This window comes from Rhodococcus sp. MurmanLake-1 (assembly GCF_056945715.1).
Genome location: NZ_JBWZNF010000004.1, coordinates 485,440 through 497,068 on the forward strand (window position 1 = coordinate 485,440; position 11,629 = coordinate 497,068).

12 protein-coding genes are annotated in these 11,629 nt (G+C 62.9%); 6 read left to right on the forward strand and 6 right to left on the reverse strand.

Annotation, left to right across the window (positions count from 1 at the left end):
• Position 1 precedes the first annotated feature (1 nt).
• Positions 2-1,321, forward strand: a complete 1,320-nt coding sequence (locus AC2ETI_RS15085; protein ID WP_084326985.1) for a lipase family protein — start codon at positions 2-4, stop codon at positions 1,319-1,321.
• A 68-nt stretch (positions 1,322-1,389) separates the two neighbouring features.
• Positions 1,390-2,061 (forward strand): DUF1345 domain-containing protein, encoded by a 672-nt coding sequence (locus AC2ETI_RS15090; RefSeq protein WP_020908009.1) that lies wholly within the window; start codon positions 1,390-1,392, stop codon positions 2,059-2,061.
• Positions 2,062-2,065: 4 nt separating this feature from the next.
• Here AC2ETI_RS15090 and AC2ETI_RS15095 read toward each other — a convergent pair whose 3' ends face one another.
• Positions 2,066-2,695, reverse strand: a complete 630-nt coding sequence (locus AC2ETI_RS15095) for a LysE family transporter (protein ID WP_020908008.1) — start codon at positions 2,693-2,695, stop codon at positions 2,066-2,068.
• Between the two features lie 110 nt (positions 2,696-2,805).
• Here AC2ETI_RS15095 and AC2ETI_RS15100 point away from each other — a divergent pair, with 110 nt between their 5' ends.
• Together AC2ETI_RS15100 and AC2ETI_RS15105 are read left to right on the forward strand one after the other, a co-directional pair.
• Complete coding sequence (locus AC2ETI_RS15100; protein ID WP_003942413.1) at positions 2,806-3,462, forward strand: nitroreductase family protein; 657 nt, start codon at positions 2,806-2,808, stop codon at positions 3,460-3,462.
• Positions 3,456-4,079, forward strand: coding sequence for a dihydrofolate reductase family protein (locus tag AC2ETI_RS15105; protein WP_020969795.1), 624 nt, complete (start codon positions 3,456-3,458; stop codon positions 4,077-4,079). Before AC2ETI_RS15100 ends, AC2ETI_RS15105 begins: the two co-directional genes overlap by 7 nt.
• Here AC2ETI_RS15105 and AC2ETI_RS15110 read toward each other — a convergent pair.
• Positions 4,076-4,879 (reverse strand): sulfite exporter TauE/SafE family protein, encoded by an 804-nt coding sequence (locus AC2ETI_RS15110; protein ID WP_483634078.1) that lies wholly within the window; start codon positions 4,877-4,879, stop codon positions 4,076-4,078. The genes AC2ETI_RS15105 and AC2ETI_RS15110 overlap by 4 nt on opposite strands.
• Before the next feature lie 92 nt (positions 4,880-4,971).
• On the opposite strand from AC2ETI_RS15110, the gene AC2ETI_RS15115 reads away from it, so the two are divergent.
• Positions 4,972-5,775 (forward strand): AraC family transcriptional regulator, encoded by an 804-nt coding sequence (locus tag AC2ETI_RS15115; RefSeq protein ID WP_020969793.1) that lies wholly within the window; start codon positions 4,972-4,974, stop codon positions 5,773-5,775.
• Here AC2ETI_RS15115 and AC2ETI_RS15120 read toward each other — a convergent pair.
• The 4 genes from AC2ETI_RS15120 to AC2ETI_RS15135 all read right to left on the reverse strand — a co-directional run bounded on the left by AC2ETI_RS15120 (position 5,753) and on the right by AC2ETI_RS15135 (position 11,242).
• Positions 5,753-6,202, reverse strand: coding sequence for a DUF8021 domain-containing protein (locus tag AC2ETI_RS15120; protein ID WP_020969792.1), 450 nt, complete (start codon positions 6,200-6,202; stop codon positions 5,753-5,755). The genes AC2ETI_RS15115 and AC2ETI_RS15120 overlap by 23 nt on opposite strands.
• Positions 6,203-6,248: 46 nt before the next feature.
• Positions 6,249-7,502: a glycoside hydrolase family 1 protein gene (locus AC2ETI_RS15125; protein WP_097387308.1), complete on the reverse strand. Its 1,254-nt coding sequence runs from the start codon at positions 7,500-7,502 to the stop codon at positions 6,249-6,251.
• 140 nt (positions 7,503-7,642) lie between these two features.
• The gene (locus AC2ETI_RS15130; RefSeq protein WP_483634079.1) at positions 7,643-10,912 is read right to left on the reverse strand and encodes an arabinosyltransferase domain-containing protein; all 3,270 of its coding nucleotides are present in this window, start codon (positions 10,910-10,912) and stop codon (positions 7,643-7,645) included.
• Between the two features lie 153 nt (positions 10,913-11,065).
• On the reverse strand, positions 11,066-11,242 hold the full coding sequence (locus AC2ETI_RS15135; protein ID WP_483634080.1) for a hypothetical protein: 177 nt from the start codon (positions 11,240-11,242) through the stop codon (positions 11,066-11,068).
• On the opposite strand from AC2ETI_RS15135, the gene AC2ETI_RS15140 reads away from it, so the two are divergent.
• A complete protein-coding gene (locus AC2ETI_RS15140) occupies positions 11,235-11,516 on the forward strand; it encodes a hypothetical protein (protein WP_483634081.1) in 282 nt (93 codons plus the stop codon). The genes AC2ETI_RS15135 and AC2ETI_RS15140 overlap by 8 nt on opposite strands.
• Positions 11,517-11,629 lie beyond the last annotated feature (113 nt).

The window sequence follows — 11,629 nt, forward strand, 5'->3', positions numbered from 1 at the left end:
CATGAGCACCCGGAAGGTTGTCCTCGCGGCACTGAAGGTTTCGGCCGTTGCGGTATCGGCGCTGTTGTCGACCTCGCTACTGTTCACACCGGTATCGAACGCCGAACCTGTGAACGATTTCTACGACGCGATTCCGGGCGACGTCGGTGATCCGGGTTCGGTGATTCGGACGGAACCGCTGCCGCTGGCCGGTGCCGTTGGCGGAGTGCCTGGTGTGGGGACCCGGATCCTGTATTCGAGTACCGACACCCACGGATCCAATGTTGCTGTGTCGGGCTCGTACCTGGAGCCGGCCGCCCCGTGGTCAGGCGCGGGCCCGCGCCCGACGGTCGTGATCGGTCCGGGCACTCAGGGCCAAGGTGATCAGTGCGCGCCGTCGAGGATGTTCCCCACTGCCGGTCAACTCCGCCTGGCGGAACCCGGGAATCCGTCGAACTACGGTGCCGGTGTGGACAGTGTCGGTGTCAACTACGAGTCCGCATTTGCTTTCGCATTCCTAGCCCAGGGCGTTCGCGTGTTTGTCACCGACTACATCGGACTCGGAACACCCGGCATCCATACCTACGTCAATCGCGCCGAGGAAGCCCATGCGATGTTGGACGGTGCACGCGCTGCCCGAGCCTTGGCGAAGGCAGGAGAGGACGATCCGATAGCGCTGTGGGGCCATTCGCAGGGCGGCGGCGCCACTGCCGCTGCAACCGAACTGGCACCCGAATACGCGCCTGAGTTGAATCTGGTCGGGAGTTACGCGAGCGCGCCCCCGGCAGACCTGGCAAGCGTTCTGCGTCATATCGACGGTACCGGCCTGATGGCCGCGATCGGCTACACGATCAACGGCGTCCTCGACCGATATCCCGCCGCCCGAGAGCCGATCGAATCTCGACTCAACGACTACGGCCGGTCCGTGCTCGCCGACGTCGCCGGGCAATGCCTCATCGATTCCCGAACCAAGTACGGGAAGCAGTCGACGGCGTCGTGGACCACGGACGGCCGGCCACTTGCCGACGTGGTGGAATCGGTACCGGAGATCCAGCAGGTGATCGAGGAACAACGCATCGGGCGGCGAACCCCGGCCTCGCCGATTCTGGTCAACGGAGCGCTCAACGACGATTTCATCCCGTACGAGCAAACCCGGCGCCTGGTTCAGGACTGGTGCGCGCGCGGGGCCGAGGCGACGTTGTTCACCGACACCCTGCCTGCAGTGAATCCGGGGAGCGGTAACAATCACCTCGCGCCGGCCGTAGCGGACTTCGGTGTCGGATTGCAGTACGTGCTGGACAGATTCAACGGCAAGCCTTTGGTCGACACCTGCAACGCCTGACACGCCTGCTTCTCGATTACCTTGCGGCGTAACCACCGTCTCATTGCGAACGGTGGTTGACTGAGCCCGTGAACGATCGATCGCACGACCTTCCGATCAACCCGGTTCCGCGGAGTGAGCTGGGTGCCGGGCCAGCGCTGAGAGTGTCGACAGGTCTGGTGCTCGGTGTCGCTGCAGGCGTCGTCACGGCGTTGGTCGGCTACCCCCGGTTCGCTTTCCTGATCGGCTGGGATGTCGCGGCGATGGTGTTCACGGTGTGGACGTGGATTCTGGTCTGGCCCTTCGATGCGACGCTCACCGCGAGCCACGCAACGCGGGAAGAACCGGCTCGCAACGTCGCACACCTGCTGATTCTCGGCGCTGCCGTCGCGAGCCTCGTCGGTATCGCGTTCCTGCTCTTGGCGGCACCCGACGGACATCACTACCAAGTCGTGGCGGCATCGGTTGCAGTCGGTAGTGTCGTGATCTCGTGGCTGGCGGTCCACACGCTCTTCGCCCTCGGCTATGCGCGGCTGTACTACTCGGGCCCCGACGGCGGAATCGATTTCAATCAGGAAGAACCGCCGCGGTACAGCGATTTCGCCTACGTGGCCTACACAGTCGGGATGAGCTTCGCGATTTCCGACACCAACTTGAAGTCGTCGGACATGCGCGCGATGGCGCTCGGCCACGCATTGCTCTCGTACCTGTTCGGTTCGGTGATCGTGGCGTCCGTCGTAAACTTGATTGCAGGCCTGTGACCGATCAAGCCGCTGCACGTCCGATGCTCGAGAGGAAGCCGGCGGCTCCGAAGAACAGGCCGGCGAACACTCGATTGGTGGTTCTCTGCTGTTTGGGGGATCGCATCAAGGTGAGCACCCGTGCGGCCAGCCCGGTGTATCCGGTCATCACGATCACGTCGACTGCGCACATCGTGGCGGCGATGATCAGATACTGCGGAAGCAGCGGTGCCGACGGGTCCAGGAATTGTGGGAGCACTGCGAGCATGAAAACGACAGCCTTCGGGTTGCTCGCGTTCACGAGAAAACCGCGAAGCATCATCATCGGGCCGGAACTGCTCGCGGTTGCCTCGTCGGTCTCCACCTCGGTGGGCGCCGATCGCCACTGCCTGATTCCCAGGTAGACGAGGTATGCCACACCGAACCACTTGATCAAGGAAAAGGCCACGGTCGAACTGGCGAGAATTGCACCGACCCCGGCCGCGACAATTCCGATCTGCAGCAGCAATCCCAACTGCAGCCCGAAGATGTTCCAGTATCCGCGCCGCAAGCCGTAGGCAAGCCCTGACGACATCGACGCAATGGCGCCGGCCCCCGGTGACAGGCTGATCACCCAACTTGCTCCGAAGAACGCCAACCAGACGTGCCAACTCATGTCGAAAGTCCTTTGATCGGGAAATACTCCCGACAACCAGCACGCACGGGATCAGAAAAGTGTAGACGGACTGTCCTGCTCACTGCTCGCGACAGTGCAATGATCGGGAGATGACGTCGTATCCCGTACTCGACCTGACACCCGACGAATTACTGACCACAACGCGGACGGTTCGAAAGCGTCTGGATCTGACCCGTCCCGTGCCGTTGGACCTGGTGAAGGAATGCCTCCAGATCGCCCTGCAGGCGCCCTCCGGTTCGAATCGCCAGGGGTGGCAGTGGATGGTGGTGACCGATCCGGCACTGCGTGCAGCAGTCGGGCAGATCTACAAGGAAGTCACCGACGAGTACCTTGCTTCTCACGGTTCGGCGGCAAAACTCTTCGCCGATGATCCCGATCGCGCGCCGATCCAACAGCGAGTAGGCACCAGCGTCGCGTGGCTCGGTGAGCACATGGGCGAGGTGCCGGTTCTTCTCATTCCGTGCATCAAGGCGGGTAAGACGTTGCCGGAGGGGAACCAGGCCGGTCTGTGGGGTTCTCTACTCCCGGCCGCGTGGAGTTACGCTCTGGCCGCACGGGCACGTGGACTCGGTACGGCGTGGACGACATTGCACCTGCAGCGTGAAGCGGAAGTTGCCGAGCTGCTGGGTATTCCGGCCGGATTCCATCAGGCGGCGCTTATCCCGACGGCGTACTTCACCGGCGAGACGTTCAAACCCGCCGCCCGTGAACCGGTCGACAACGTGCTGCACGTGGACCGATGGTGAGCCTGATCTACTCGGCGATCTGCTCGATCGACGGGTATGTGGCTGATGAGCAGGGGAACTTCGACTGGGCGGTTCCCGACGCGCAGGTCCATTCGTTCGTCAACGAGCTCGAGAGGGGAGTCGGCACGTACCTGCTCGGGCGCCGGATGTACGAGACGATGATTCCCTGGGAGACAATGATTCCCTGGGAGACAACGGCACACGAGGACCTTCAAGGTACTTCCGCATCGGTAGGTTCTTCGGTGCCGGACGAGTTTGCCGGAATCGAGGCGGCGACAGTCGAGTTCGCTCAGATCTGGGGTGGCATCGATAAAATCGTGTACTCCACGACGCTGAACGAGGTGTCGACGGCGCGCACAACGATTGCCCGGGACTTCGACGCCGACGCCGTTCGTGCGCTCGAGAGCGAAGCGGTACAAGATATCTCGATCGGCGGGCCGACGATCGCTGCAAGTGCATTCGCGGCGGGGTTGGTCGACGAATGCCGACTGTTCGTCTGCCCGGTCAGCGTGGGAGGCGGATTGCCTGCTCTCCCGCGCGGGCGACTGGACCTGCGGCTGCTGGAACAGAAAACCTTCGACAGTGGCGTCATCTATCTGCGGTACGCCGTCCACTAAGCCGCGATCATCACCGCCGTGACTACGCCGAGTAAAGCGATGTAGGCGGCGGCGTGGATCCGGTCCGGGATGGCGCCGACAATTCGCCGGCTCAGTGCAATCGCAGGTAGAGAGCCGGCCAGTAACGCGCAAACGGCGAGAAGGTCGATTGCGCCGACTCTGCCCGCTGACAGATCCGAGGCGGTGCTGTGCCCTGATGAGGCCGCGTACACCGCAGTCGCGACGACGGCGACAGGCAAGCTCAACGGGTTGGCGCTCGCGGCGGCGTCGGCCATCGGAACTCCGCCGCGACGCATCATCGGAACCGTCATGACGCTCCCGCCGACTCCGAGGAAACTTGCGACGGCGCCGATGCCTATCCCGATAGCGCGGACGCCGTGACGGTCAAGATGTTCTCGAGGTTCAGGTGGTGTCAGAAACCCTTGTCGCAGAAGGCTGTCGAGGATTGTGACCACGAGGTAGAGGACGAACAGAATCCGAACGGCGCCGTCGTCGACGTGACCTGCCGCAACCGCTCCGAGGCCTGCTCCGGCTGCGACGGGGCCGATCAGTGGTCTGATGTACTCCGCCCGAAGCCGTCCTGACTTCCTGAATGCGATTGTGGCACTGAGTGAATTGACCACCATCACTGCCGCCGAGGATGCGACGGCGACATGCATCGGATCGATGACGTCCGCCCGAAGTGTGGATGCAGCGTAAACGACTGGGACGGTGACAAACCCGCCACCGAATCCGAACAGAACGGTAGTGACTCCGGTCAAGGCGCCGAAAGCGAGAAGGATGAGGGCGTAGTGAAGCACTTGATGAACGGTAGCGATTTCTCCGCTGGCGCACATTCGAAGGTTCGCCACGTTCCATTGTCAATCAGACACGGACTCGGTAGGTTCCTCCGGTGCGCAACATCTCGATCAACGACGTCGATCACTCACCTCGCGGTGTTCTCGCAATCGGAACCGACTACCCACCAGGTCACGTGCTGGCCGCCCACAAACATCGACGAGCCCAGTTTCTCTTCGCTGTGAACGGTGCGATGAACGTCGAAACCGATGACGGTGAGTGGACGGTTCTGCCGTCCAATGCGGTCATGATTCCCGCCGGTGTCGCTCATGCAGTGACGATGGACGGTGTCAGCACGCGAAGCCTCTACATCGAACCGTCCGCAGCGCCGTGGTTCCCGGTCAGGTGCCGAGTCGTCGCGGTGTCGTCGCTCCTGCGTGAGCTGCTCGTCGCTGCAGTCGACATGGATGTCGAGCTGAACGTGGAGGACGACTTCCCCGCACACGGACGCGGCGCCGCGGTATTTCAGCTGATCCTGCACGAACTTCGCGATCTTGCGCCCCTACCTGTGGAACTCCCGCTGCCTCGGCACCCGCGATTGCGGGCGTTGTGCACGCGGTATCTCGCCGGCCCGTCGATCCACGACTCGCCCACGCGGTGGGCCGAGCAACTCCACATCAGTGAACGAACACTGCACCGCTTGCTGATCTCGGAAACGGGGATGAGCGCGTCGTCGTGGATGCAGCGTGCCTGCATTCTTCACGCGCTGCCGAAACTCTCTGCCGGTGCCAGTGTGACAGCCGTTGCGTCTGAACTCGGATACTCGACGCCGGCTGCCTTCGCAGCGATGTGCACCCGAGTTTCGGGTGCACCGCCCAGTAGCTATCGGGCGCGCGTCAGGACACAGACACCGGGATGATGTGGGCGACGACGTCGTGGATGAGACCGTCACGGACTTCGAAGGTTTCACGAATCTCCACGGTCATGAGGCGAGTGCCACCGATTCCCGCGTCGAGCAGATAGGTGGTCGAGACGATGTCCCCGGCTTCCGACATCTCGAGGTCTCGTACGCCCTGGATAACGCGGTATTGGATACCGTTTTCGAGGTCGGCGGACATCTGTGGTCCGGAGAACCCCGTCTTGAGTCCGGCTTCGACGCGCGTCGCATCCGGGGCGAAATGAACATCGGAAACGTCATGGGAGACCAGGGCGTCGATGTAGGCGCGTGCCTGCGCCTCGCGGGGTGAATCGGCCGGGTTGGGGGCTGCTGTCGCAGCGCCTCCGGCAACCAGGATCAGGGCAGCCGTGGCAGCGGCAGTTCCGGCGATATTTCGCAGTGTTCGCATGGGACATCCTAACGACGAGGTGTGGAGGAATTTCGGAAAACGGCCGTCATCGAGTAGCCGTACAGCTGCGGGGAGGATCGACGAGCGAGCAGAAAGCCGGGGCCATGACGGGCACGTAGTCGGCCCCGACGCCGTTCTCGTGAATGATCCGGCGGTAGGCGTCGACGCCGTCGGTCGGGATTCGCGCCGCAGTGGGATCGCCGAGAACATCGACCGTGTAGAGGCCGAATCGAGGTCGGTACGAACCCCATTCGTAGTTGTCGGTGATGGACCAGTAGTTGTAGCCGATCACGTCGGCACCGTCTTCTCGGGCGCGTTCCATCCAATAGATGTGATCGCGTAAGTGATTCGCGCGTGTGTAACCGTCGGCGCGCGGCGCTCCATTGTCGGTGGGCATGCCGTTCTCGACGATGTAGAGGGGGAGTTCTGGATACTTGCCCGAGTACCGCATCAATGCGTCGTAGAGGCCTTCGGGTTGTGGTGTGACGTTGTAGAACTCGTCGAGTGCGGCGTACGCGGCAGTCGGATTGTTCAGGGCCACACCGTAGTAGTAGTCGATCCCGAGAAAGTCGAGCTTGTCGCGCACCCGATCCGTGAATACCGAATCGATCGCCTCGGACACGCCGGGAATGAAGGAGAAATTACTGCTCGCGCGGGCACCGGGATCGAGAACATGGATGCGGTCGTAGATCGCCCGGTGGACTCGGACCAATGAATCGAACATCGACGGTGCCTGGGTGAGTGCGATTCCGCCGTAGGTCAATTCACGCTGAACATACACAGTCGGCTCGTTGATCGTGATCCACAGCGCTCCGATTCCGGAGTACCGCTCGACTACCTTCTCTGCGTTGACCAGCCAATCGGCTTCCGTCTTCGGATTTGTCCAGCCGCCTTGATCGACAACCCATCCCGGATACACCCAGTGGTCGAGCGTGATCATCGGAGTCATGCCCCGCGCGCGGATGTGAGCTACCACGTCGTCGTAGTACGCGAATTCGGCCTCGTTCCAGCTCCCGGCGGCGGGCTGAACTCGCGCCCACTCGACGCCGAATCGGAAAACCTTCGATCCCAGATCGGCCGCCCGGTCGATGTCCTCGGCGTAGCGATGCCGGAAGTCGACCGAATCACCGATCTTGTCGTGGGTTCGTCCGGAATCGGAGTATCGAGACCAGTTGCTGTCCGGCGACGAACCTTCCGATTGGAATCCGGAGGTGGCAACGCCCCAGAGGAAGTCATCCGGTACCTCCGCCGAGGCGCGAGTGGGAAAGGCGAGCGCCCCGAGCAGGCACGTCAGTGCCATGAGTGCAGGCGTAACAGACCGTGACAGGGCTCCCATGCCTGGGAGACTAAGTCATACAAGTGTCCAGTCGCAGGCGTTTCGTCCGATCCGCCCGCGACTGGACCGTGTCACTCAGTGACCCATCCGCTCAGAAATTCCGCTCAGAAAACCATGGTCATCGATCCCGGATTCCACGTCCCGGAGCGCTGAACGGTCGCTTCGTCGACCTGGGCAGGCACTGCACTCGGATCGATCGGTGTGTACTTCTCGATCGAACCCCAATCGCGAGCCCAGTCGTTGTCGAGATACGACGGAATGGTCTGAGCGGTCAGGAGCAGATCGATCCACCCCAACGGTCCACCGCCGTAGTGGTCCTGCCAGGCACTGGTCACGAGCGCGCCGGAATGGTCGGGAAGGATCCGATACTCGGGGACCTCGGCGATACCGACCCGATGATCGAAGGGGCGTTGGCACGGGAATGCCAGTCCGACAGCCCAATCCAGCATGACGGGCGCCTGTGAACCGACGACGTCGTTGAGCTTCTGGGTCTTCGGAACCCGCGGCGGGGTGACGGCCACCCATTGGTCGGGCTTGCTGTCGTAGTCGCTGACGACAAGTCGAATGCTGTTGGCTTCGACGGGAATCTGGTCCAGCGGCACACGCAGGTTCCGCCACGACGGTGCCGGACCGATGTCGAGGGGCGCGATCTTTCCGAGTGTTTCCACAGCGTCTGTTTCGGCATCGTCGACGCCACGCGCTGTTCCGTATTCGACCTCGACGTTCTGGCCGTAGGTGACGATTCCGTCCTTGTCGACCGACCGAACACGACCAGCGGTTGCAATCGAGATGATGTCTCCGCGTGTGGCGTTCTCGCCCACGTCGGGGAGTTGGTACCAGTCGCTGGTCAGAGTGCCGGGGGAGGGCTGACCGTAACTACCCATGACGGGTGTTGTCGCCGGGTCGAGACCGAACGGTAACGCGACCGAACTGCCGTTGACCCCGGTCTGTCCGGCGCCTCCGCCGGTTCCGGCCGAGTTACCGGCGGTGTCCTCGGAGGTGTCGACGGTGTTCGCGCCGCCGGTAGCCGTGGCTTCCTTGTCTGCTCGAAGGTCGGAGGCGACGCCATTCGGATCGAATCCTGTAGCCCCACCGGCGGAGAGTGCTGTGGCGACGCTGCCCGAGAGGGGCGTCAGCATCGAGGCGTTCGGATCGGTCTCGAGCAGAACGTCGTTGGCGAGTCCGCAGTGTTGGCCGAGAACGGCGTCGACGTTTGCACGGCCCACCGAATAGGCCGGGTACTGGGTGATCGCGCCCTTGGCCATGGACAGCACCTCGAAGAGGACCATGGCACCTGCGGCAATCGTCAGTGGCGAAATGGCAAGCAGTCGAGCGTGCTTCGCGGACGGTTCCTTCCCGGCGGTGTACGGCTCACGGAAGAAGTACCACGCGGCGACGCCGAGCATCAGCACCGTCAGCCCGAGGAGGACGGTGCTCGCGCCGAGTCCGCTGATGGACACCGGCTTGTCCCACCACGGAACGCTGTAGCTGGACACGTAGTAATAGCTGTTGCTGCCGGTGAATGCGACAGCCAGGAGAAACAGTACGGCTGCCGCGAGGAGGGCCCGATTGCGCGGCGAGCGCAGGAGTTTTGTACCCACGGCGACCGCCGTCATCATCGCCAGAACGGCGGTGAGTCCGGCAAAGATTCCGAAGTGGTGCGTCCACTTGGTCGGCGAGAACATCAGCAGTGGCAGTGCGCCGATCGTCAGCCCCACGACGCGGCGTGACGGACCGGCGGCCAAACCGGGAATCCGGCCGCCCTTGCGCAGCATCATCGCGGTGCAGACGCCAAGGCACAGAACCATGACGAACACACCGAATCTGCGAGTCAGAGAACCGTCGACGGAGATGTTGAAGAGGTATTGGTAGCGGAGGTACTCGTCGAACCAGGGCTGGTTCGGTGAGATCGAGTGGACGCGTTGCATCTCGATGACGGCGGCGAGGCTCTGATCGCCGAACGCGGGGATGAGGATCGACAGTCCGGCAGCTAGCAGTGGCCCGACGGCCGCGATGTAACCGGTGGTGCGGGCACGTTCGATGATGATGCGCATGATCGGGCGGATTCCGGCGATCAGTGCGGCGAAGCAGATGAGGCCGGAAGGCCCGGCGGTCAAGGTGAATCCGGCGATCAGAATCGCGACTGCGACCGGCAGAAGTCGTCTCGTCGCGACTGCGCGTTCGATCGAGCACCACGTCAGCAGGACGCCGAGAGCAACGATCGGTTCGGGGCGCAGTCCGTTGTTGAACGGAAGCCAGAACGCGAGGAAGACAAGCGCGCCGGTCCACAGGGCGAGCCGGTTTCCGCGAATTGCGGCTCCCAGTCGAGGCGCGACCTCGCGGCTGATGACGAGCCAGGTGATGATGCCTGCCAACAGAGCTGGCAGACGAACCCAGGGGCTTGCAGTGCTGACGTGCGCCAGGAGTCCGAGGATGTTGTAGTACGGCGTTCCGAACGGGGTCTCGGGGACCGCGAACCACCGGAAATAGTTGGACATGTAGCCCGATTGCTCGGAGGCCCTGGCCATCGTGAACTGGTAGCCGTCATCGGTGGTGGTAGCGCCGATGAAGTGCCAGAGCACCAGAGTTCCGACGACGACGCCGTCGAGGACGGTGAACTTCCACCATCGGGCGGGCAGAAATTTGCGTGTGCCCCGGCCGTCGCGGTTGTCGAGGCGGTGCAGCGCGAAGAGGGACACGACAGCCGTGAGTGCCCCGAGAATCATGGCGAGAGTCTTGATCACCGACGGGCTCGACGTGAAGCGAGAGTCCGCCTCGATCGAGACGTTCAAACCGGCTGATGCCGAATCGAGGTCGCTGAAGACGCCGACTACCTGTGGTCGGCTGTCGCCCTCGATGACGCGCGGTTCGGAACCGGTGGCGCTGAAGGTGGTTCGGGTCGGCTCGGCGGCGAGCGTGAGTGCGCATCCAGTTTGCAGATCAGCAACGGGTGTCGAGAGCAGCACTTGATCGCGCAGGACAACGTCGACCCGAGCGGGAGCGTCGGCGGATTCGGGGGAGACAGTGGCAACAAATCCGTAGCGGCGCGCATCGGCGGCACCCGGGGGAGCCGTCGAGACGAGTGTTCCGCCGGTGGCGGCCAACTCGCTGATCGACGCGCACGGGATCGATGCCTCCATGCGCAGCGGTGTGTACGAGACCAATGGCGCCTCGACGCTTTTCGTCGACCCGGCCTGCGGCCAGTTGACGACGGCTGTGTCCTGCTCGATCGGCAGGAACGGCACTGATCCGCACAAAACTATGCCGAGGATCGATGCGACAATCGCAACGATCCGTGCTCGGTTCGGTCCGCTGGATCGCTGAGGGGTCGGCAAGGCCGGAGGTGCGGTCGTGGCCACGTCACTGTCTGTCACGACTTTGGACCCTAGCTGTGCGTGACGTGTTTGTTATAAAAGCACGAGTAATGGGATGGTCGTGTTCCCGGTGCCGTTCCGCGGTGCGGGGGTTGTCGGCGATCGAGGCGGGGTGCTGTGCACGAAGTTCACGAGTCCATTTCGTTGAGCCCACTACTGCGGCGTTCGACGGCCGCATTGTGCGTCGTCCTCGGAATTGTCCTGGTGATTGTCTGCGGGTTCGCGGCGATCGTGGAACACGACCCGGCGGGCTACGTCGGCGCCGTGTTGTCCGCGGTCCTGTCCTTCGAGTTGGCCGCGTACATGTATGTGGAAGGTGCGCGTGATCATCACCACAGACGTCGAACGAGTGTCGATCGCGCTGTCTCCGGGGCTGCGTCAGGTATTTCGGTGGGACGAAGTTGTGTCTGCAACTGCAGTACATATCGGGATGGGCTCCGGAATCGGTTATCGAAAGACCGGCCCAGGTATGCGGGTAATTCTCGCGTCACCCGGCGCCGGGGTCCGCTTTCGTCTGCACGACGGACGCGAAATCTCGGTGGCGACCGACCGAAGGGACGAGCTGATCGAACTCGCCCGGCGGCGGGCGCCGGACCTGCAGTGAGCGTCGCAGGTGGACCGGTGAAAAATGGGGTGCGCCTATCCTGGATAATTGACATCAGTTTTGTGTTTCAGGCGCGTTGTTCAGGCCTGTAATGCCGGACCGGTTTGCTGCCG